The 23635-nt window shown below is 55.1% G+C and carries 16 protein-coding genes; 5 read left to right on the forward strand and 11 right to left on the reverse strand.

All coding sequences use genetic code 11. From position 1 onward, the window contains the following. The first annotated feature begins 106 nt into the window (after nucleotides 1–106). Nucleotides 107–3253, forward strand: coding sequence for a bifunctional proline dehydrogenase/L-glutamate gamma-semialdehyde dehydrogenase PutA (putA, locus tag AS89_RS0103165; protein WP_010130880.1), 3147 nt, complete (start codon nucleotides 107–109; stop codon nucleotides 3251–3253). A 120-nt stretch (nucleotides 3254–3373) separates the two neighbouring features. Here the strand turns inward: putA and AS89_RS0103170 are convergent, their stop codons facing one another. Further along, nucleotides 3374–4258, reverse strand: coding sequence for a hypothetical protein (locus AS89_RS0103170; protein ID WP_010130881.1), 885 nt, complete (start codon nucleotides 4256–4258; stop codon nucleotides 3374–3376). Between the two features lie 1212 nt (nucleotides 4259–5470). Between AS89_RS0103170 and AS89_RS0103180 the strand changes: the two genes are divergently transcribed. Next, the gene (locus tag AS89_RS0103180; protein ID WP_010130883.1) at nucleotides 5471–8278 is read left to right on the forward strand and encodes a cytochrome c peroxidase; all 2808 of its coding nucleotides are present in this window, start codon (nucleotides 5471–5473) and stop codon (nucleotides 8276–8278) included. Nucleotides 8279–8430: 152 nt separating this feature from the next. On the opposite strand, the gene AS89_RS0103185 is transcribed toward AS89_RS0103180, so the two are convergent. From AS89_RS0103185 to AS89_RS0103220, 8 genes are all read right to left on the reverse strand, one after another. Next, entirely contained in the window at nucleotides 8431–8826 is a 396-nt protein-coding gene (locus AS89_RS0103185) for a hypothetical protein (protein ID WP_010130884.1), read from the reverse strand. A 159-nt stretch (nucleotides 8827–8985) separates the two neighbouring features. Then, nucleotides 8986–9723 (reverse strand): hypothetical protein, encoded by a 738-nt coding sequence (locus tag AS89_RS0103190; RefSeq protein ID WP_010130885.1) that lies wholly within the window; start codon nucleotides 9721–9723, stop codon nucleotides 8986–8988. Between the two features lie 48 nt (nucleotides 9724–9771). After that, nucleotides 9772–10365 (reverse strand): DUF2878 domain-containing protein, encoded by a 594-nt coding sequence (locus AS89_RS18110; protein WP_010130886.1) that lies wholly within the window; start codon nucleotides 10363–10365, stop codon nucleotides 9772–9774. Next, entirely contained in the window at nucleotides 10365–11780 is a 1416-nt protein-coding gene (locus AS89_RS0103200; protein WP_010130887.1) for an SAM-dependent methyltransferase, read from the reverse strand. Before AS89_RS0103200 ends, AS89_RS18110 begins: the two co-directional genes overlap by 1 nt. A gap of 50 nt (nucleotides 11781–11830) precedes the next feature. Then, nucleotides 11831–12568: a DUF1365 domain-containing protein gene (locus tag AS89_RS0103205; protein WP_010130888.1), complete on the reverse strand. Its 738-nt coding sequence runs from the start codon at nucleotides 12566–12568 to the stop codon at nucleotides 11831–11833. Continuing rightward, entirely contained in the window at nucleotides 12568–13860 is a 1293-nt protein-coding gene (locus tag AS89_RS0103210; RefSeq protein ID WP_010130889.1) for an NAD(P)/FAD-dependent oxidoreductase, read from the reverse strand. Before AS89_RS0103210 ends, AS89_RS0103205 begins: the two co-directional genes overlap by 1 nt. After that, nucleotides 13860–14648 carry an SDR family NAD(P)-dependent oxidoreductase gene (locus AS89_RS0103215; protein WP_010130890.1) on the reverse strand — a complete coding sequence of 263 codons (789 nt, stop codon included), beginning with the start codon at nucleotides 14646–14648 and terminating at the stop codon, nucleotides 13860–13862. Before AS89_RS0103215 ends, AS89_RS0103210 begins: the two co-directional genes overlap by 1 nt. Beyond that, on the reverse strand, nucleotides 14645–15091 hold the full coding sequence (locus AS89_RS0103220) for a nuclear transport factor 2 family protein (RefSeq protein WP_010130891.1): 447 nt from the start codon (nucleotides 15089–15091) through the stop codon (nucleotides 14645–14647). Before AS89_RS0103220 ends, AS89_RS0103215 begins: the two co-directional genes overlap by 4 nt. A gap of 221 nt (nucleotides 15092–15312) precedes the next feature. Here AS89_RS0103220 and AS89_RS0103225 point away from each other — a divergent pair, with 221 nt between their 5' ends. Together AS89_RS0103225 and AS89_RS0103230 are read left to right on the forward strand one after the other, a co-directional pair. After that, nucleotides 15313–15933 carry a sigma-70 family RNA polymerase sigma factor gene (locus AS89_RS0103225; protein WP_100169236.1) on the forward strand — a complete coding sequence of 207 codons (621 nt, stop codon included), beginning with the start codon at nucleotides 15313–15315 and terminating at the stop codon, nucleotides 15931–15933. Nucleotides 15934–15939: 6 nt separating this feature from the next. After that, nucleotides 15940–16641 (forward strand): ChrR family anti-sigma-E factor, encoded by a 702-nt coding sequence (locus tag AS89_RS0103230; protein WP_010130893.1) that lies wholly within the window; start codon nucleotides 15940–15942, stop codon nucleotides 16639–16641. Nucleotides 16642–16720: 79 nt separating this feature from the next. Here AS89_RS0103230 and AS89_RS0103235 read toward each other — a convergent pair whose 3' ends face one another. Then, nucleotides 16721–20245 carry an indolepyruvate ferredoxin oxidoreductase family protein gene (locus AS89_RS0103235; protein WP_010130894.1) on the reverse strand — a complete coding sequence of 1175 codons (3525 nt, stop codon included), beginning with the start codon at nucleotides 20243–20245 and terminating at the stop codon, nucleotides 16721–16723. Nucleotides 20246–20472: 227 nt separating this feature from the next. Between AS89_RS0103235 and AS89_RS0103240 the strand changes: the two genes are divergently transcribed. Further along, nucleotides 20473–20955, forward strand: a complete 483-nt coding sequence (locus AS89_RS0103240; RefSeq protein ID WP_010130896.1) for an Lrp/AsnC family transcriptional regulator — start codon at nucleotides 20473–20475, stop codon at nucleotides 20953–20955. Between the two features lie 128 nt (nucleotides 20956–21083). Here AS89_RS0103240 and AS89_RS0103245 read toward each other — a convergent pair whose 3' ends face one another. After that, complete coding sequence (locus AS89_RS0103245; protein ID WP_029249746.1) at nucleotides 21084–23300, reverse strand: M3 family metallopeptidase; 2217 nt, start codon at nucleotides 23298–23300, stop codon at nucleotides 21084–21086. Between the last annotated feature and the right edge of the window lie 335 nt (nucleotides 23301–23635).

The following is a 23635-nucleotide window of genomic DNA, read 5'->3' on the forward strand; positions in this document are numbered from 1 at the left end:
TAACCACACCTTTTCCCAAAATGGAGATTAATTCTGGGATATTTCCCACATAATCCGGTTTTTTATTCTGACCAAGTTTTCCCTAGGGAGTTTCGAGGAAATACCTATGCCCACACACTTCTCCGGAGACCTCAAGAGTGCACGCCAGAAGGCACGGGAATACCTGCACGCCGACGAGAACCAATGCGTCAGTGAGCTACTGGCTGCCCCCCGTCCAGGTGAAGCGCTGCGCGAGAAGATCCTGGCAACGGCCAGTGAGCTGGTGGTCAAGTCTCGCGAGCAACGCAGCAAACGCGGTACTCTGGATGCCTTCCTGCAACAGTTTGGACTGTCTAATAAGGAAGGGGTTGCACTGATGTGTCTGGCGGAATCCCTGCTACGGGTGCCCGATGCCGACACCGCGGACAAACTGATTGCCGAAAAGGTGCACTCCGGGAACTGGTCGAGCCATCGCGGTCAATCCGACTCCCTGTTCGTAAACGCGTCGACCTGGGGCCTGATGCTTACCGGCAACATCGTGGAGCTGGACCCGGACATTACTGAAAAGCCTTCGACCTGGATGAAGCGTCTGGTCAGCCGTATGGGCGAGCCAATGGTTCGCACCTCGATGATGCAAGCCATGAAAATCATGGGTGGGCAATACGTACTGGGCCGCACCATTAAGGAAGCCCTGAAGCGCGGCCCGGCCGAAAACAAGCCCGGCACCCGCTTCTCCTTCGACATGCTCGGTGAGGGCGCGCGCACCATGGCCGATGCCCAGCGCTACTTCGATGCCTACATGATGGCTATCGAAGCGATCGGCGCCGATAACACGAAGCGCGATGTAGTCGAAGCGAACGGTATCTCCATCAAGCTTTCCGCCCTGCACCCTCGCTACAGCGAGCTGCAGCGGGAACGGGTAATGACCGAATTACTGCCACAGGTAAAAGCCCTGTGTGTGGCAGCCGCCAACTACGACATGGGCCTCAATATCGATGCGGAAGAAGCCGATCGCCTGGATATTTCCCTGGACATTTTCGAGGCTCTGGCCCGTGACCCGGAGCTGAAAAGCTGGCAGGGACTTGGCTTTGTACTGCAGGCCTATCAGAAACGCGCACCGCACGTGGCCGACTGGCTGATCGCCCTTGGCCGCGACACCGGCCGCAAACTGATGGTCCGTCTGGTAAAAGGTGCTTACTGGGATACCGAGATCAAGCACGCCCAGCAAATGGGCCTCACCGATTACCCGGTTTACACCCGCAAGTGCCACACGGACCTGTCCTATCAGGTGTGTGCCAAAAAGCTGCTCGACGGCCGCGATGCCATTTATCCGCAATTTGCCACGCACAATGCCTATACCGTTGGCCTGATTCTCGAACTGGCCGGCGACGCAACCAATTACGAGTTCCAGCGCCTGCACGGCATGGGTCACCTGCTGTACGACCAGATCGAAGCGGTACACGGCAAATCGGTCCCGGTACGGGTTTATGCGCCGGTAGGCGCGCACAAAGACCTGCTTCCCTACCTGGTTCGCCGCTTGCTGGAAAACGGTGCCAACAGTTCCTTCGTCAACCGTTTTATGGACGAGAAGACGCCAGTCTCCGAACTGGTGCAGGACGCGCTGAAACAAAGCGAAGCCTGCAACCCCTATCGTCACCCGGAAATCCCGGTGCCCGCCGACATCTATATTGGTCATGAGGGCCTGCCGCGCAAAAACTCCCACGGCATCGAGTTGACCGACCCGCTTGCGGCCGCACCATTACTGCAGGCAGTTGCCGACAGCGCCAGCAGTACCTGGAGCGGTGGCCCGATTGTGGATGGGATTGCGGCCAGTGCGGACCTACCCGTAGTGAACCCGGCGACCGGCGCGCTAGTTGGCCACACCGCGAATGCGACTGCCGAGCAGATCCAGCAGGCTTTTGCATCCGCCGACACAGCGCAGCGCAGCTGGGACCGTTTGGGTGGTAATGCGCGTGCGAAGATCCTCGATAAAGTCGCGGACCTGTATGAGCAACACTCAGATGAACTGGTGGCAATGATCTGCCGCGAGGCCGGCCGCACCCTGAACGATGGGATCAGCGAAGTGCGCGAAGCCATCGATTTCTGCCGCTACTACGCCAATGGCGCACGCAAGCACTTCAGTACTCCCACCACCCTGCCTGGCCCCACGGGCGAGAGCAATGAACTGAGTTTGTGTGGCCGCGGTGTTTTTGTGTGCATCAGCCCGTGGAACTTTCCGCTGGCGATTTTCACCGGCCAGGTTGTTGCAGCCCTCGCCGCAGGCAACGGCGTGCTGGCAAAACCTGCGGAGCAAACCCCACTGATTGCCGCACGCGCAATTCAGTTGATGCACGAAGCCGGTGTGCCGAAACAGGTTTTACACCTGATTACCGGTACCGGTGCCGCCGTAGGCCAACCGCTGCTGGACGATCCCCGTGTCGCGGGCGTCGCGTTTACCGGCTCCACGGAAACCGCAAAACACATCAACCGACAGTTGGCGGAAAAAGACGGCCCAATCGTGCCGCTTATCGCAGAGACCGGTGGCCAGAATGTGATGATCGTGGACTCCACCGCACTGCCGGAGCAGGTAGTGGACGACGTGATTCAATCGGCGTTCCTTAGCGCCGGTCAGCGCTGTTCTGCGCTGCGCATCCTGTGTGTGCAGGACGTCATCGCAGACAACCTCCTCAACATGCTGAAAGGTGCCTGCGAGGAGTTGACTCTCGGTGACCCAGCCAAGCTGGACACGGACATCGGCCCCGTAATTGATGAGAAGGCGCTTGGCCTGCTGGAAGCACACCGCGAGCGCATGTCTGTCGAGGCCAACCCGCTGTTTGCGTTCGATCCAGCCAAGCAGCCGACCAACGGTACTTTCTTCGGCCCGCAGGTGGTGGAGATTAAAGACTTCAACCTGTTGCAGCGCGAAGTCTTCGGTCCATTCCTGCACGTGGTTCGCTTCAAGGCCGAGGAGCTGGAAGACGTCATTCACCGCATTAATGCTACAGGCTACGGACTGACCTTCGGTTTGCACTCACGCATCGAAGGACGCGCCGGCGCCATCTTCAAGCGCGTGGACGCAGGCAACTGCTACGTAAACCGTGACATGGTTGGTGCAGTGGTTGGCGTAAACCCGTTTGGTGGTATGGGCCTGTCCGGTACCGGACCCAAGGCTGGCGGACCGCACTATCTGTTCCGCTTCGCAAACGAAAAAACCAAAACGGTAAATACCGTTGCCACCGGTGGCAACACCCAGCTATTTACCCTTGGGCAGTGAGCACTTAACAGAGTGCACAGTAACTGCCACACGAAAAGGCGCATTCTTCCGAATGCGCCTTTTTAATGGAAGTTCACTTTTACTGGAACTTCAGATTTGTCCAGCCTTCAGACCAGAATACTACTGGACGATAAGGCCAAAGTTGGCAGTACCCACCTGGAATACCACCGCGGTATCACCAGTACCAAACGCCTGGATCGTGCTATGCACGTTGTATTCACCCACTTGTGTGGTCATCGCGTTCAGGCTGTAACCGGCCTGCACGGTTGAAGCGAAGTTGCCAACACCGAGTTGCAAGGTTGTCTGGCTCAGGTCAATACCGATCTGATCGACGAATGCGGTGTTGTACTCGCCGTCCTGAATGATCAGCGAGTCGCTGTAGAAGGCACTTTGCAGCGTAACTGCATTGTTTCCGGTACCGTACTGGAATGTGTAGGCATCGGAACCGTGGCTACCTACTTGCAGGGTATTGGCATAGTTGCCCAGGCCATATTGCTCAATGTTGATATTGGAATAGGATGTACCCCACTGCGAAGCGACCCCATTGTTGCCATAGCCGTGCTGGATTACAGCAATCTCGCTGGAATTACTCCAGCTTTGGTCTGTATTCGCGTAGTTAAACCCACCGTACTGGCGAACCTTCACATAAGTATCGTAGCTAAAGGCCTGATAGGTAGAAGCCTCATTCAGGAAGCCGACCTGACGCACATTCGCAAGGTTATCGTAGCCATCTTCTTGCACAGAAGTGGCCATATTCAGCTCACCTTCCTGGTACTGATAAATGGCACTGCCAGTCTCTGTTCCGCCCTGGGTGGCATCCGCCATGTTTCCGAAGCCGAACTGTTTTTGCAAAATGTAATTGTTTGCTGAATCTGGGCTCTCCTGGTCGGCACTGGCATTATTCAAAACACCGTCCTGCAGCTGGGTAGCCACATTGTTGTCAGCCATGGCTACTGAGCTGACCGCAAACATCACTGCTGCGGCAATCGGGGTATACGCCTTCATGAATATCTCCTTAAACATCTACAAGCCGGAAGTCCATTTCTCGGACAAAGCTATCCGACTAATTCAGGTGTGGTTCGACACCCGGTTTTGGTGATTCACAGATTACCCGCCGAGCCCGCGGCAGATGGAAAGAGGTATCGATGGACTTAACGTTGGTGCGCGATACCAGTGATGGACCGCACACATAAGTGCCAGTTGCCTCATACCCAAGCGCCGTAAACTCACTTGTTCGGTGAAAACTGCTTGATTAGACAAGGCCCGTGCTAATTAAAACCAACCGGTGTGTGACAGCAAAAACAACATCACAGGATGAATTAGTCGTCTTACCTTGAAAGACTGATCTTATTTCGTACAACCTGATCGAATTACGAACAATCGACTTTGATTTTTGAACGCGGTGCCCGCGCTCGCCATAGGAGAGAAGTTTTAAATCCCTAGGAAGAAAGTGGTAAATCGATGGGAACGGCGCAGCGCTCAACTGCAAAAGACGGGACAGGTGCCACCTGGTGTATCCGGCAGCGATCAAACCTCAGCGCGCGCTACCCGTAACACGCATAGCAATTTGCACTGAAGAAAACCGCACGTAGCAAATACCGGAGAATGCCCAGGCAAAAATATCGCCCCGACGAAATGCACCGTAAATATTTCTCAATTTTTCGCCTCCTTTTCTCCCCCTTTTCTCCCACCTTTTCTCGTAGCAACTCCGCGCAATCCGTACAAGATTTCTCACGATACGCAACTTGTTAGCGACTGTTTTGCATAACGTTTTTGCGCGATTGCCGTAATTTGCTGCTTTTGCCCAGCGCTGATACCGGGCCTGAAGCCGTGAGATCAACTTCTCATACGCGAGCGGTACCTTCAGGTACTTCCTTCTCATACACCACGTTTTGCACGTCCTTGGACATTTGTCATCTGCGATTCAGAAACCTATTTTTTATATGTTGCCGAAAAAATGATCAATCTTCGGAATGAATGCTGTCGTTTATTCTGGACGATTCATGCGAAGGGGATCGCTCGGCAATCAGTGAAACGATCAGCGTAACTAGCGAGAGGGATCTAGCCATGCCTTGCCGAAAAGGCGATTACCGTCCACCCCAGGATGGACGGCCAATTGCACCACCCGACCCGGAAAGCAAAACATTTCCAGGAACAAGAAAATCATTAGCCCGTGCTTTTTTGCATAGAGGCGGCGCCTGGGGTTTATCCCTTTCGTTGATCGCCGGCCCTGCCCTCGCCGACGTGCCACCACTCAGCAAAGTTGCGGTGCCCGATGTGAACGTACTGGGGCTACTCGATGGGCAGGGAGATGGCTTCAATCCAGCGGAGTGGGAGCAGGTCACCCACCCCAATAAGCGCACCGATCTCCAACGGCTCGGCAAGCTATTTTTCTTCGATATGCAGGTCGGTAGTGATGGTGTACAGGCCTGCGCGAGTTGTCATTTCAATTCCGGCGCCGATATTCGCACCGTAAACAGTATGAGTCCGGGGCTGAAGCGCGGTGATACTTCACATCAATTGCTGGGCGTGAACAAAGCACTCACCGTGATGGACTTTGGTGGATTGAGTTCCCCGCGCGGCCTACCAGTTAGCGAGAGCGCGCTGATCGGCGCGGGCGCGACGCCGGACCAAGAAGACGGCACACCCGGTAATCTCGTCGACGCGGCGTTACTCGGCTCGATAGCCGGCCAGGATGTCAACGATGTCGTATCCTCCCAAGGGGTCCGGGCAACTGATTTCACCGGCTTGATTCCTGGGTCTATCCAAGACGCAGGTATCCTGCGGGCCACCGATGAAGGCTTCGACAGCAGCGATTCACTGTTCGACGGATTTCCCAACAATGCAGCAGGTGTTCCAGACACTGTGCGCAGGGTTGAACCTCGTAACACACCTACCACATATAACGCGATCTTTAACCAGAGCAGCTTCTGGGATGGCCGAGCGGATATGTTCTTCAATGGGGTGAACACGCTGGGCTTCCGCGACCCGGATGCCAAACTTCGCGTTTACGAGGGTGGCAATTACGCGCTTGAGCACTCGGTGCTCATTCCGTTCTCGTCATTAGCGTCACAGGCTGTGGGCCCGACCGGCAGCGATTTCGAAATGGAATTTATTCATCGCGGTGGCGGTGGCGGCGATGGGTACAACCTCGGCCGCAAGCTGGTGAACCTTACTCCGCTTTACGGGCAGTGGGTGAACTGTAACGATTCTTTGTTAGGCTCGTTAACCAACTGTGGTCCGGGTGAGCAACAGGTACGCGGTATTGACAGCCACCTCTACTCAGACTTTATCAAGGATATTTTCCTCGAAAAATTCTGGGGCGATGGTTCTGGCAACGACGTCTGTCTGACTAAAGCATCGAACTTCACCCAGAAAGTCGACATGAGTAATTGCGGCTACGAGTCGGAGAACAGAACCCTAATGGAGGTTAACTTTAACCTCTTCTGGGGACTCGCCGTACAGGCCTATGAGGCCACGCTCACCACCGGCAATACGATTGTCGACCTGATGGCAGGCGGCATGATCGATTCCGACCCCGACGGCGACCATGGCCCGGAAACCATTATTGAGCACATCAGTGCCGACGGCCGCACCATGGTCCGCCTGGACATCGGCAAGAGCCGTCCGCCGGCAGGCACACCGTCACGTAGCTTCAAGATGATCAATGGCCGCTTCATGATCGTGCTGGACTGGACCGGTTTGCAGCCCGATGGCGACGGTGTTTCGTTTGAAGACTGCTCGGTAATGTTGCCGCCTTCGTCGACTGAAGTGGAAGCCACCGCGGCGTACGACGCATGCGCGATGAAGTTTGCCGAATTCATCCATCCAAAAGCTGAAACGGGTTCTGAAGCACCCAACGCCCCCAACCAACCGGAAAGCGGAAAGTTGGTCGCCGGTGAGCCTATTGGTGGATGTGCCCCGCCCTACAATTCTCGTGTGTGCGAGGCCGCCGCGGCGACCATTGCGAACATCGACGAAGGTATGGGCCGCTTCCAGGCGGGAGCAACCGACTGTGCCGAATGCCACGCATCCGCTGAATTCACCGGTGCAACCATCAGTGGTACTACCGGCTTCGGTGTCGACCCGCTACCTCCCGGTGAAGAACCGCCCGCAATCCTGGAGCGCATGAACACCTTTGAAAATCAGGGTGTATATGACGCCGGCTTCTACAACATCGCGATTCGCCCCACCGGTGAAGACCTGAGTGTTGGCGACAACATCACCACCACCAATGGCGGTGTGATTCCCCTGTCAAAGGCCAAGCTGGCACAGCTGATGGGCATGCTGCCAGGCGACTTGCCGGCACCTTACGACAGCCCGGAAACCAAAGCCGTACTCCAAAAAATTGCAGACAGCCTGCAAGCCGGTGTTGGTGTTGGCGGTGTGCAGATTCCAACTGCGCCCGGTAACCTCACCGCCAAACCGTTCGCCATGAACCTGGCATGTGACCCAGAAATGGGCGCGGTAGTCTGTGACCCGACTGTACCAAGCGATGACCTGGTACTGCGCAATGGCTTCTTCAAGACGCCCACCGTGCGTATGACAAAGTTCACCGGTCCATTTATGCATAATGGGTCGAAGATGAACCTGCGTCAGGTACTGGAGTTCTACAAAACTGTGGTGGACTTCGACCTGAGCGATGACAAGCGCTTTGGTGTTGCCAACCTCAACTTACACAATCTGGACGCCGGATTGCGTATTGTAGATGTAGGTGCAGACCGCGAAGCGGCAATGGTGGAAATGATGGAAACTGGCTTGACCGACTGGGGCGCAGCCTATCAGGAAGGCAAGTTTGACCATCCGCAAATTTGTGTTCCAAATGGCCACGACAACAAGGGTCGAACCAAGCTTGCGAATATTCCTGCCGTCGGCGCAGATGGTCATGCAACCCGGATTATTACCTTCCAGGAAATGCTGGAAAACATCACTGGGTTTGCCAATGACTTAACCGATCCTTGCGATATGGATATTGCCAACAACAATGGCAAATCCAAGATTGAAGTGCCCTACGCGGCTCCCTAACCGCATAAACCACTAATAAAGCCCGCACGGAAACGTGCGGGCTTTTTTTTTGTCTATGTAAAACAAATATGCAAAACCAAAAAAGCCGGAGGATAAATCCCCCGGCGAAAGCCAAGTCCTGTGAGTGCCGAATAGGAGTTGGTTTTAGAAACTCAGTTCAATACTCGATAGCCACGACCGCGCAGACAGTTTCGGGCGATATAACCCTCTTCTGCATGGGCACTGCCAACACCGCTCACACCACCGACGATGGCACCAGCTCCTGCGGCCGCGGCAGCAGCGCTACTGCTATCACCAATGATTGCACCCAACGCACCACCGAGTAACGCGCCACCCGCAGCGCGTGAGAAACCTCGCCGGCCAGCGTCATTGCGCGCAGCCATCGATAGTGTTTTGCAATCTGCCAGATCGAGCTGGTACTGGCGCATGTTCACGCCCTGGGTATCGATGACGATATTGCCAGCACCGTAGACCTGTTCCTGTTGGGTAGCACAACCCAACATCGTTGTCGCCGTGAACATCACGCCGAGGACGAGCTGTTTCTTCATTGGCGCACCTCACCACATATTGTCGCCTTTGTCCTCTTAGGTTTAGACGATGGTGGGATTACGCGTCAGGAGAAATCGCTATATAAGAATGGTCACTTAGAAGAAATCCGTCGACAGCCCTACTGGCAACATGCATTGCGGGCGATGGAAACGGCTACCTCACGGATAAAAGTAACGGATATCGAGCGTCTGAGACTTTCCGGCGTCGCTTAGCAAATTAACCGTGCCGGTAAAACGCATCAAACGCGCAGGTTCTGTTGTCGAATCCCCGCTGGCAGGCGCAGCATACTCGAGATAGATCTTGCCGCCAGCGAGCCAGCGCAGGAAACCACTCGACAATTCCACATCAATGCAAAGATCGGGTTCAGGCGCTATACACGCAGCCTGCCGTGCCCGCAGCGTAATCACGCGACCATGCAATGGCGATGCAAAGCCAAAGTTGAGCGCCTGCCCGCTGGCAAGTGCTGCATAGTTGGCGCGCACAAAAGCATCGAACCCAGCGTCAACCACATCCACCTTGCGCGCCGGCACGCGCGTCTCCTGCATTGAAGCCCCCTGCTGTGGACGGTACCGCAGCAGCCACTCGTCTTGCTGTTTTACCGCTTCACGGACTTCACCGAAACGAAAGTCCTCCTGGGCCACATCGGGACGCGCAGACACAGGCAAGGTGCCCTGCCCGCCTGGACACGCCACACGCTTTTCTGCGATTTTCTGGCCATCCGGTGCGAAATACAGCACGCGCCAGCTGTCCGCACCCGGCAGAAAATACTCGCAATACTGCACTTGACCGCTCGCCGGCAACATCGCGCGACCAACAACCTTGGCCTCATCCAGTACCGTTTGCGGCGCGCTACAGCCTGTAACCGAGAGAGAGAGAGCGAACAGGGAAGCAATCATGAAGTACGTCCTTCAACTCCATAGGGAACAACCAGGCACTACACGAAATCAGTGCCTGCGTGACGCTGGGTGATGCTGTGTGACAGAGAGAAAACGTAAAATCAGCGGTAAGAAAATGCACCACAGCAATGCCAGAACTAACAACGTCAGCCACAAAGGCGTGGCCAGTGCGACCTCACCACCGATTTTTGCCCCTATCAGATAACTGAGAGGTCCACCGAAAAAGCCAAACACTGCGGCGAGCCACATCCGTCCATGTAAAAACACGAAGGCATAACGAACTGCAAGGGCGAAATTCACCCACAGGCAAGCAAGCCACAACGGCACGACGGATGGTGCTGGCTCCGCAATAAACAACCCGCTGCGGAACAGTGCGGCGTCCATGGCAATACCGCCGGCGGTTACCGCAAACAGCCACAGGAGTGACGAATTCAGGGAAGGCGCCCCGCCCTGGTTTAAGGCAGGGCTATGGAAGAGAAACAGATGAAAACCGACATTCAGTAGCGTTAACGCCACTACAGCAAGCGTCGAGGGGTCCAGCACGCAGAGCAGCCAGATTCCCTCAAATATCAAACCACTGACCAGCATTTTCCAGAAGGGAGCCGGTGTGCTAGCCGCCTTTTGCACCAACGGGATAGCCATCAGTGCAGCGGTGGCAGCTTACGGCAGCGCGGTTTAGCAAAGGTAAACTGTGCAGTGCTGATGACACGCTCCAGGAAGCCGCCCTCGCAATAGCACAGATAGAAGTCCCACATGTTGATAAAGCGCTGATCGAAACCCTGAGCACGTATCTCATCAATATGCTCGAAAAACGCGGTGCGCCAGGACGCCAACGTTTTGGCGTAATCAAAGGTAATATCGTCCAGGCCGACGATCTGCATATCGGTATCTTCCGCGATATGCTTCGCCACCACCTGATTGGAAGGCAGGCAGCCACCAGGGAAAATATACCGTTGGATGAAGTCTACGCTGTTTTTGTACGCGTCAAACCGCTGATCCTGAATCGTGATCGCCTGCATCACCATGATGCCGTCATCCTTGAGCAGCGCGCTGCAGCGGCCAAAGAAGGTCGCATAGTACTCGTGCCCCACTGCCTCGATCATTTCGATGGACACGATCTTGTCGAATTGTCCCTCAAGCTCACGGTAGTCTTTGAGCAGTAAGGTCACACGATTCTGTAACCCTTCCCTCTCGACCCACGCCTTGGCGTGTTCATATTGCTCGCGAGAGATGGTGGTCGTCGTTACCTTGCAGCCATAATGCTTCGCCGCGTATACCGCCATGCCGCCCCAGCCTGTGCCGATTTCCAACAGGTGGTCAGTTGGCTTCAGCTGTAGTTTGCGACATATCCGCGCCATCTTAAACTGGGAGGCCTCTGCCAGACTCGCGCCTTCCGAGGGAAATACGGCGCTGGAGTACAGCATGGTGGGATCGAGAAACAGGCCAAAGAAGTCGTTCCCCAAATCGTAGTGGGCAGAAATATTCTTCTTGGATCCATTAATCGAGTTTGCATTCAGGCGGTGTAAAACGCGCAATGCCGCTTTTTGCAGAAATCCCCAGCGAGAATCCAGGTTCTGCAGTAAATCCTGGTTGGCCACCATAAGCCGAATTACCTGAACCAGATCCGGAGAGTGCCAGTCACCGTCCATGTAGGCTTCACCAGAACCGATAGTGCCGTTCATCAATACTTGGGTGTATGTCGCCGGTGAGCGAACATGCAGATGGGCCTCAATGTCAGAAAAGCCAGGAGTTTGCCCAAATTGCAGAATCTTGCGTTCTCCGAACAGCTCATGGACATATAAAGTGCCGATACTAATCGCGGAGAGCTTCCCGAGTACCAGCTTGCGCGCGAGGCGCTCAAACCAGTTAAGCGCATTCTCTTGCTGGCCGACGCTTTGTTCGCTGGCCACCTGTGCCTGCGCAGCATCATTGCTGACCAGGCTAATATTGGGCTGTCCTGAAAGAGGTGTAGGAGAATCAACCGTCATCGATTGCGCCTCTTCTTCTGATACCGACGAATGCGCAGCTTTCGCGACGTTCTTTTGCATCAAACTCATGATCGAAAATTCTCCCGGAGGCTTAGATTCTTAATTTAGTGAAGAAAATTTCAGGTCTGTGGATGCGAATACAGCGGCACCCTTTTTATAAACAACTTGAGTGCTTGCCAGTATATGGCGCCAATGACCTTTACGGTAAACAACGGATACTGGATCAATTTCCGAATCAGCGATGAGGCGGAAATTTCTTCTCGTTCTAACGACATACAGGCATCGAAAACGCACTCCCCGTCCTGAATCGAGCGGATACTGACCGTCAGATGTTTACCCGGTGTGGTACTTCGCCACTGGTAAGCCTGATTACAGGGCATAAACGGGGATACGTGCAGCGCCTTTTCAAAAACCGCTTTCTGCACACGACCTCCGGAGACAGGCAACACATACCCATGTCGCTCATTCCAGGGCGTATTGTGCACATCCACCAGCAGGGACTCTACCTGCTCTCCTGACCGATCAAAACAGTAATAAATACTGATCGGATTCATGTTGTAACCGAGATAGCGCCAGTTAGCGAGAAAGGCAATTGGCCCCTGCGGGCGTTTACCCAACTCTTCTGCAACCCTGGCCCTGACAGCCTCGTCCAGAGACATTTCTGGATCGCCGTAAAAATCGGCCCGACAGAAGCGTGCGGGTGCCAATTTTGAGCGCGACCAAAGACGTGTTTGTGCAAGTATCTCGGGCAGCTCATCGAGGAACGCAAACATCATAAAGCCCCGGTAGCGAAACCGGTGCTCTCTCGGCGCAAAGCGTCGATGCTGTATCCAACCGGAGTAGATACCGCTACGCATCAAAATTCGACTCCCAGAGCCTTCGCCACACGAATCGCGCTTACCACACCATCCTCATGGAAGCCGTTAGCCCAATAAGCGCCACAAAACCAGGTGCGATTGACGCCATTGATTTCTCCCCAGCGTGCCTGGGCACTATTTCCATTCACGGAAAACTGTGGATGCTCATATTCGTACTCACCAATAATCTTGCTCGGCTCAATCAGATGATCTGCATTTAGAGTGACACAATAGGTCTTACTGGTCTCTAAACGCTGCAAAATATTCATGTTGTAAGTCAGCGCGGGCAAGGCAGTATCATCACCCTGCAACCGATAATTCCAGCTCGCCCAGGCAGATTGGCGTTTCGGCAGCAGGCTGGTATCGGTATGCAGCACAACCGAATTTTTCTCATACGGGATATGCCCGAGAATTTCACGCTCAGGATTTGACGCGTCACCGAGGATTGTCAGCGCTTGGTCCGAGTGACACGCAAAAATTACCTGATCGAATTCCTGCATGTGCTTTTCGCCAGACGCATTGACATATTCTAGCTGTACATGCGGGCCCACTCGGGTGACGCGCTGCACCGGGCTGCTCAAATTAATACGATCTTTAAAGGATTCGATCATCGGCGCGATGTAGGATTTGGAACCACCGCGAATCACTCGCCACTGCGGCCTGTTAAAGATATTCAGCAGGCCGTGGTTGTAGAAAAATCGCACAAAAAAATCGACAGAAAAATCCAGCATCCGCGACATACTGGCAGACCAGATGGCAGACCCCATAGGTACCAGATACCGCGATGCAAATTCAGCAGAGTAGCCATTGGTATCCAGATACGCCCCGAGCGTTGTTGTTTCACTGAGCTCGCCACGCTTCCAGTCGGTAACTGCATCGCGATTAAAGCGTACGATATCGCGCAGCATGCGCCAGTGCCCACCATCGAGCAGGTTTCGGCGCTGGGCAAACAGGGAGTTCAGGTTGTTACCCGCATACTCAAAGTCTTTGGCAAACTGACCAGGTCCGTTTGGACCGGATCCGAGGGCGGATACGCTGAACCCCATATCCGTAGGCTGATTCTCAACACCCAGTTGCGACATCAGCTTAATAAAATTTGGGTAGGTCCAATCGTTGAAAACGATAAACCCTGTATCGATGGGGATCGTCTTACCATCCTCCTCCACATCGATAGTAGCCGTATGCCCCCCAAGCCGGGAATCCGCTTCGAACAGGGAAATCTCATGCTTTTGATTCAGCAAATAGGCTGACGTAAGCCCCGAGATACCACTGCCAATAATTGCAATTCGCATTACACCTTCCTCAATGTTCGAATTCTTGTCATTCGGGGTGCGATCAGATTGAACCAAACCGGGGATAGTGCCCCCAGAAGTCGCAGCGGCCAGGCCAGTCGTTTCGGGAAGTCGATCACCGATGCATTACCTTTCAGACCACGCAAAATGCGTTGCGCTGCCTGCTCCGCAGTCAACAAGAACGGCATATCAAAGTCGTTCTCTCTTGTTAGCGGAGTGTCGATGAATCCGGGGCGCACCAGCACAGTGCGCAGACAAACATTCGCCGTATCCGCACGCAGAGCCTGCATAAAATAATCCACGGCAGCTTTGGACGCGCCGTACGCTTCAGCCCGTGGAAACCCAACCACAGATGAGAGACTGCTCACCGCAACAAACACGGGTTCCCGGCTATTACTCAGTAACGGCAACGACTCTCTCAGTGTATTTACCACACCAAAAAAGTTTGCATCAAACACTCGGCGATAGCTTGCTATGTCCAAGGTTAACCCATCGTCGTACTCACAGGTACCTGCGCAGGCGATTACCATGTCGAGTTGGTCGGTTATATCGCGCAGCGTCGCCCCAGCTTCCGCAATGGACGCGTCGTCTCCGACATCACAGGTGAGCACACGAATCCGCTTGGGAGACGCTTGCTGAAGCGCCAGCAATGGCTCGCGGCGGCGACCACTGATAATCACATAGTGGCCCTCTTCAACGAGTAGCCGCACCAACGCGGCACCGATACCGGACCCGGCACCGGTCACCCAAATATTCAGCTTGGAACACCACTGCTGGGACTCACTCATGATGCACTCCCATTGTCTGCCAGCCGCCGCTTAACACTTCGCACCACACTGCCGAGCAGCGGTACCTGCTCATATACCATTGCGCCGAGATCGTAGACATCTTCGTGGCGTACGACTCGGTCGCTTGCCTGATCAATTTCCAAGAGGCTCGCACCGCGGAGCTTCAGCAGCTTGCCGCCGCCAAGGCGGGGATGGCGATATTCCATCATCCACCACAAGGTGCCCCTGCCCTGCTGGTGCGCATCGAAGTCAAACTGGAATCGGCACTCCTGCAAGTTCTGGGAGACACCGGCAAAGTACTGTTGCATTGCCTCCAGCCCACGCACTTCATGTACGGGGTCCCTGAACACCACATCGTGTGCGTAGACACTGGCGATTGCTGCCGGGTCAGCAGCAAGAAAATCGGTATACAGCAATTTGAGACGCTCAATTGCGGCACTCATTTTCGCCTTCCTTTGAGTCAAATAACGTCGTGAAAAAGTATCTTCCTCTATTTACGCGCCTCTCTACCGTTCGGATTAACCCACAAGCAGCCCAGAATTGGCACAGATGACCTCCTTTTTGGCAGAAAACTCCTCTTTTTGGTGATCCAGACTGTGTCCAGGGGCGTAGAAAGGCCAAGGAAACTGCTAATTCGCAGAATATGGAGTCAGGTTTCGCTATCATGGCCGTGAAATATATCAACCGGGGGAGTGCCGCCACTGTGCAGGCATCTGAGAAAACCAGAGACGACGAGTGGAGTAACCTGCTGGTTCGTGTCGGTAAAGATCGTGACCGAGCTTCATTTGAGCAGCTGTTCGGGCACTTCGCGCCCCTGATTAGAGGCTTTCAATTCAGCCGCGGGGGCCAGAGCTCGGCACCGGAGGCGGCCGACGAGCTGGTACAGGAGGTTATGTTCCGGGTGTGGACCAAGGCGCCCACATTTAACCCCGACAAAGCGTCCGCCAGCACCTGGGTCTTTACCATCATGCGGAATTGCCGCATTGACGCACTGAGACGCAGTAGTCGCCAGCCGGTAACCGACGAGAGTCTGAGCGTCGAAGACATTTGGGACGACAGTCAGGATGAGCAGCCCCTAGTGTTCTTACAGCAATCGCGCAATCAGAGCGCGATCGCACAGGGTTTGCAGAGTCTGCCTCCGGAGCAAAGCCATGTAATCGAAAAGGCGTATGTGGAAGGTAAATCCCACAGCGAGATATCAGAAGAGTTGGGGCTACCCCTAGGCACCGTAAAATCGCGCGTGCGACTAGCCCTGAAGAAACTTCAAAGCACACTTGTCAGGTAGGGCACCATGATTCAATACCACCCCGACAACAATATGTTGCTTGAGTATGCCAGCGGCAGCCTGAACTGGGCACAAAGCCTGGCGGTATCAGCACATATTCATTTTTGCCCTCAATGCGCGGCGCAAATGAAAATGCTTAACAATGTAGGCGGCAATCTGCTCTCTGCATCGGCACCCGTGGCGTCTGCGCAGCGTGAAGATACCGCGCTGTTCGGCGATCTGATGCAGCGCATCGAAGCGCGCGAAAACGAAGAGCGCGAGGAGCCTGCCGCACCAGCTAAAACGGTCAAAGAGCGCGTGTCACGGGACCCGGCCTTTTCAGCGATTCCACCGGTAGTCAAGAAACTGCTTGCTCAGAACCCGGTACTCAAGTGGCGCAGGCTGTCGAAAGGCCTGAAAGAAGCACGCCTGAAGACCGGCCAGAATCAGTTGGAAGTCGCATTTCACCGTATTGCCCCCGGGAGCAAGGTGGCTGAGCACGACCATCGCGGCAAGGAAATTACCCTGGTTCTCTACGGCAGCTTTTCCGATGGTGAAGGCGTCTATTCCAAGGGGGATTTCTTGGTGCGGGAACCCGGCCAGGTGCACCGCCCGACCGCGACCCAGGACCAGGAATGCCTGTGTCTCTCCGTTGTCGAGGCACCGGTTGCGCTGACCGGGCTTCTCGGCAGAATGATGAACCCTTTCCTTTCGCTGAAACCACAGTAAGCGCAAGGTAAAGACTGAAACCGAAACGTAAAACGCCCGGCAACAGCCGGGCGTTTTACGTTAAGCAACCGGAGGAAAATCAGCGCTCGGACGTGAGCATACCCCGAGCACGGGAGCGCCCCCTGCCTGAGCTGAAGTCCGATTTCAGTAAGCGCCAGCGTTCACTGATCTGATCCATCTTCTGGGCACGCACATGACCATAGCCACGCACTTCCTGCGGCAGCGACATCAGCTCCCGTGCCCGTTCGACATTCGCCACAGAGAGATTGCTAGCGACCGCAAGTACCGCGTCTCGGACTTCGCGGGCCCAGCGGCGCTCGCCACGGCGCTCGGCGGTATAACCAAATAGATCCAGCACAGTACCGCGTAAGACCTTACCTTTTGCCAACACAGGCAGCACACGGGTCATCCATGAGCCCAGGGCAATCTTGCGAATCCGGCCGCTTGAATCTGGTCGTGCAAGCAGCGGCGGTGCCATCAGGAACTTCAGTTTGTAATCGCCACTGAAGGTATTCTCGAGCTGCTGTTTAAAACTCTCGCTGCTATAAAGACGTGCTACTTCGTATTCATCTTTGTAGGCCATGGCTTTGTACAGGCTCTGCGCAGCAGCTTCAGTAACCGGAAAGCCATTGCCGCCCATGCGCGATTCAGCGCGATAAAGCGCTTCAATCGCCGATGAATAGTGGCGTGCGTAGGCCGCGTTTTGGTATTCGGCCAACTCGCCAGCCAGACGCGTGACCAGCTGCTGGGTGGTTTCCGTTGGCTCCACCAGTTTTACTGCCTGCTCTGGCACCAGCAGCTGCTCAATCGCCGCCGGGTTTTCCGCGAGCAAGCGACCAGCGCGGAAAGCGCGAAGGTTGTTCTCCACCGCCACGCCATTGAGCGTCACCGCCTGCTCCAGCGCAGCGCGGCCCACCGGCAACAAACCTTTCTGGCAGGCATAGCCCAGTATCATCAGGTTCGCGGCAACCGCGTCACCAAATAATGCTTCGGCGTAGCGGTTCGCATCAAAGGCAAAATATTCGCCCGCGGCAGAACGAATGCTGTCTGTCGTGGCATCGGCCGGGAAAGCGAGCTCATTGTCTCGCACGAACGCCGCCACGGGAACTTCTGCGGTGTTCACCAGCGCCTTAATAGCACCGTTCGCAAACTTGGTGCGCTGACCCGCGGCAGTGACCATGTCACAACCCAACAAGAGGTCTGCAGCGCCGTCACGAATGCGCGCGGTGGTAATTTCGTCCGGTGCACCCGCAACTTTTACATGGGCCACAACCGCACCGTTTTTCTGCGAGAGGCCGGTAAAGTACAGGGTGGTACTGCCCTTATCTTCAAGATGCGCCGCCATTCCGAGCAGCGCGGCTACGGTAAGCACGCCACTGCCACCGATGCCGGCAACCAGGATATTCAGCGGCTGCGCCAGCTGCGGCGCCGGTGCAGCCTGCAAACTTGCGCTGGCAGCGTCGATCGCTTCAGCCAGCGTGGTCAACTCGGGCTTCTTCAGCTCACCGCCTTCGACGCTGACAAAACTGGGGCAAAAGCCATCCGCACAGCGCATATCTTTGTTACAGCTCGACTGGTTCACCTGGCGCTTGCGCCCGTAGGGCGTTTCCAGAGGCTCGACCGCTATACAGCTGGACTGCACGCTGCAGTCGCCACAACCCTCGCACACGCGATGATTGATCAGCAGACGGCGCGCAGGATCATCCATCTGGCCTTTTTTACGCCGGCGGCGCTTCTCCGCCGCACATACCTGCTCATAGATAATCGCCGTCACCCCGGGGGTATCGCGCAGCGTGCGCTGTACCGCGTCGAGTTCATCGCGATGAAAAATTTCGAGGCCTTGGGGTATCTGGTCATTGTGGGTGCGCCAATGCTGCGGGTTTTCACTCACCAGACACACACGCCCTACCCCTTCGGCCAGCAACTGGCGGGAAAGCGTGGGCACCGTAACCTCGGCATCAGTGGGCTGGCCGCCAGTCATCGCAACGGCGTCGTTCAGCAAGATTTTGTAGGTGATATTGATTTTGCTCGCCACCGCCTGGCGTATGGCCAACAGTCCAGAATGGTTATAGGTCCCATCGCCCATGTTCTGGAATATATGCTTGTCGCTGGAGAACCGGTGCAGCCCCACCCAGTGCGCGCCTTCGCCGCCCATATGGGAATAGGTATCGGTGCGCAGGCCTTTGCCGAGGGCCATAATGTGGCAGCCAATGCCAGCACTGCCAGTGCTTCCCTCCGGCAGTTTGGTCGAGGAATTATGCGGGCAGCCGGCACAGAAAATCGGCTCGCGAGCCAGCAAGCCGCCCACTTTGCATGGCGTAGAATCGCCAATTTTTTCTGCAAGCGGAATCAGTTTTTCCGCCAATTCGGTATCCGCTAACCAACGCGTAACTGCCTTCGCCACCTGATCGGGCCCAAAGCCCCAGATCGCCGGCAACAGATCATTGCCCTGCAGGTCTTTCTTACCCACCACTTTGGGACGCCGCGCATCCTCCCAGGCATAAAACAGATTCTTGATCTGATCCTCTACCAGCGGACGCTTCTCCTCCACCACCAGGATTCGCTCCATGCCCTCCGCAAATTCACTCATGCCACGGGGTTCCAGCGGCCAGGTCATGGCGATCTTGCGAATGGATATCCCCGCATCAAGCAAATCCTGCTCGGTGAGGTTCAATAGCTTGAGCGCCTCAAGGAGATCACCGTGGGTTTTACCCACAGTGACAATACCGAAGCGCTTTTGCGGTGCCTGGACCAGGTTCTTGTCCAAACCATTGGCGTAGGCGAAAGCCCGCGCCGCCGGCAACCGTTCCTCCAGCATGCGGCGCTCGTATTCCATGCGTTCCGCAGGCCAATTCAGGTGCGGGTCATAATTCAGCCCGTGAGCAGGAATTGGGAAGCCTTCCGGCGCGGTAAAGGTGGGGAGCGACGGCACCATAATCGATGCACCGGACTCGACCGTCTCGGTAATGGTTTTGAATCCGACCCAAAGGCCGGAAAAACGGGAAAGTGCGATACCCGCGAGCCCCAGTGTGAGGTATTCATCGATCGTCGCCGGGAACAGCAGCGGCATCATCACCGACTCAAAAATCTGATCAGTGTTGTGGGAAAACATGGAGGATTCGGCGGTATGATCGTCGCCGCACAGGGCCAGAACACCGCCGTGTCGAGACGTACCCTGAATATTTGCCTGGCGAAAAACGTCGGCACTGCGGTCAACACCGTGCCCCTTGCCATACCAGATTGAGAAAACACCGTCGCGCGTTGCCTGCTGGCGATAGTGATCCAGCAGCTGGGTGCCCCAGATATTGGTGGCACCAAGGTCTTCGTTGATACCGGGCTCGAAATGAATGTCGCGGCCAGCCAACAACTTTTTGTGGCGCCACAGGGACTGATCGTAGCCACCCAGAGGTGAACCCCGGTAGCCAGAAATAAATCCTGCCGTATTTAGACCAGCCTGCTCGTCCAGGCGCTTCTGCATCAGCGGCAAGCGCACCAGGGCATCAATTCCGGTCAGAAACACACGCCCGCTATCGCGGGTAAATGCGGCTTTGAGCGAATATTCGCTGTCAAAACCGAATTCCAGATCGCTCTCAACCATCGCCATCGTGGGGTACCTTCTCTCGTACTGTCGGCTACATTAACCGCGACGCCGGCCCGGATAGGGGTAGCTCAACGTCGTTTATTGTTTTCTGTAAGCTATCACCGGCAGTGGAGGCAGGTCATACCAAAATCACCAATAATGCACACCCAGACGAGCACAAATCACCACATGGCATCCAATTTCTGCAATAATTGAGTTCTTTGACCGCAGATAAACAGTCAGGTACCACAATGGCCTATCTACTGGACGCCATCGATAAGCACATTCTGGAAATTCTCCAGGAAGATGCCACCATCCCAAATATCGAGCTGGCAGAAAAAGTATGCCTCTCCCCCTCCCCCTGCTCCCGCCGGGTAAAGAACCTGCACGAGCAAGGCTTTATCAAGCGCGCAGTGACGCTGCTGGAGCCAGACAAGGTAGGCCTGCCGGTAAGTGTGTTTATCCAGGTGACACTGAACCACCAGGTAAAGAAAGAACTGCAGCACTTTGAGTCAACCATTGGCCAGTGGCCCGAGGTCATGGAGTGCTACCTGATGACGGGAGATTTCGACTACCTGCTACGCGTAGTGGTCCCGAACCTGCACGCCTACCAAGAGTTCCTCGACAAGAAGCTGACCGAACTCCCAGGTATTGACCACATCAAGAGCAGCTTCTCGCTCAAGCAGGTGCGTTACCGCACCGAGCTACCGCTGGATCAGCTGCTGGAAAAGTAGCGACAAGCCGATGTAACTAGCCCGCAAAAGCCGGCGCACACAGAAGCCAAAACCGACCCCCGGCCCCAGACAAAAAAAGGCCGCGATGCTCACCACATCGCGGCCTTTTTGCTTGCCCGCAGCTGGAATTATTCGCCCGCTGCTGCCGTTTCCTCAGTGTTCTCGCCAGGCAGCGGGAAACCGCGGTCACGCATCAGCGGCTCAATACCGGCATCGCGACCTCGGAACAGACGATACGCCTCTGCCGGGTCGATCGCGTTACGCGGAGCAAACAGGTACTTGACCAGTTTGGCAGCCACTTCCTTGTCGTAGAAACCGCCTTCTGCTTCGGCAAATGCTTCCGACGCGTCGGAAGTCAACACGTCCGCCCACATGTAGCCATAGTAACCGGCAGAATAACCTTCACCGGAGAAGATATGCCCGAAATGCGGGGTGCGGTGGCGCATTACCAGCTCGGAGGGCATGCCCAGCGCATTCAAGGTTTCACGCTCGAACTTGTCCGGATCGATACCGGTCGGATCAGTGGTGTGCAACTTGATATCCACCAGCGCGGAAGCCAGGTATTCCGTCGTGGCGAAACCCTGGTTAAAGGTCGCCGCCTGCTTGATCTTCGCTACCAGATCCGCCGGAATCGGCTCGCCGGTTTTGTAATGGACCAAATAGTTATCGATGATCGGATCTGTGCTCAACCAACGCTCCAATAACTGAGACTGGAACTCGGTGTAGTCGCGCACACCACCATTCAGCGTCGGATAAGAAACGTTGGAGGCCAGGAAGTGCAGCGCATGGCCGAACTCGTGGAAGAAGGTCTCCGCATCATCCCAACTTACCAGTACAGGCTCACCGGGTGCGCCCTTGATAAAGTTTGAGTTGTTGGATGCGAGAACCGTTTCCTTGCCATCAAAGGTGGTGTGGTCGCGGTACATGCTCGCCCAGGCACCGGAGCGCTTACCGGAACGAGCAAAGGGATCCAGGTACCACAAACCGATATGTTCGCCCGAAGTCTTGTCGGTGACTTCCCAGACTTTCACATCTTCATGGAATACTGGAACGCTGCCCTCTTCCACCGGGGTGAAAGTGAAATTGAACAGTTCGCCTGCAACATAGAACATGCCCTCGCGCAGGTTGTCGAGCTGCAGATACTGCTTAACCTCATCGGAATTCAGGTCGTATTTCGCTTTGCGCACCTTCTCCGCATAGAAGCGGTAATCCCAAGGCGCGATCTTGATGTCGGCTTTTTCAGCATCAGCCACCGCCTGCATATCGGCAACTTCCTCATGCACTCGTGCTACTGCCGCTGGCCACACTGCCTCCATCAACGCGATCGCACGCTGCGGGGTTTTCGCCATACGATTCTGCAAGCGCCATGCGGCGTAGTTATCGAACCCGAGTAGCGCAACACGCTCATCACGCAATTGCAGGATTTCTGCAATGATTGCGTTGTTGTCGTGCTCGTCACCATTGTCGCCACGGCTATAGTAATTGTTCCAAACCTTTTCACGCAGCGCACGATTTGTGGAGTACGTCAGGAAAGGATCCATGGAAGAACGGGTATTGGTAATTGCGTATTTACCCGGCTGACCTTTCTCTTCCGCCAGCGCGGCGGCTGCTTTGACGAAAGACTCCGGCAATCCATCCAGCTGATCTTCCGACAGGAACAGATCGTAGCCCTCTTCATCGGCAAGCACATTATTTGCAAAGCTGGTGTGCAGCTCTGCAAGGCGATTATTGATTGCCGCGTAGCGCTCTTTCGCTTCACCGCTCAAGGTTGCACCATTGGTGGCGAACTCATCGTAGGTCAGCTCGACCACGCGAATCTGCTCAGGCGTGAGATCGGAATCGTTGCGCGCGTCAAACACGGCTTTAACACGCTGGAACAGCGTGTCGTTTTGAATGATCTTGGAGCTAAATGCCGCAAGCTTAGGTGCCATTTCGGCCTGCACTGTGCGGAACTCGGGCGATGACATGTTACCGCTCCAGATTCCCCAATAGGTAAACACACGGCTCAGGGATTTTCCGCTGCGCTCCATTGCTGCAATGGTATTGGCAAACGTCGGCGCCGCAGGATTATTGGCAATCTCTTCGATCTCAGCTAGGTTTTCAGCCATGCCGAATTCGAGCGCTGGCTTCAACGCATCGATATCCATCGCATCAAACGCCGGCACCCCACCATAAGGACCGGACCATTCGGCCAACAGCACGTTATCGACCGGCGCAGCTGCAGCAGCGATCTCGGCAACCTGTTCAGCAGAAGGTGACTTCGCCACTGGTTCAGACTCCTTGCTACAGCCAGCGGCTGCAACCATCGCAGCGGAAATAGATAGGGCGATCAATGTTTGACGCATCGAAAATGGACCTCGTTATAGTTACTATTTTTGGATATCAGACTAATGCTTTTGTCATCACGCAAGTCTACCCCCCTGCAATAGAAGCATCTAGGATTCGACCACAAAGCCCCAACTATTGACGGCAAAATACGGCCACAACAGAACTCTCCTCTGCTTCTGACTAACAAATCGGATATTCCTGTGGGGCAAACTTGATCAGCCGAGTTGATAACGACTTAATACGTGGATACTTTTGCTCGGGAAAAACAACAGAGCCCAATCGTAATTCACGACCATCGGCAGGAATTCGCGGTCATCACCAACAAAGAGATACGGGATAAGCGAGCCACAGG

This window comes from Microbulbifer agarilyticus S89, assembly GCF_000220505.1.
GTDB classification, from domain to species: Bacteria; Pseudomonadota; Gammaproteobacteria; order Pseudomonadales; family Cellvibrionaceae; genus Microbulbifer; species Microbulbifer agarilyticus_B.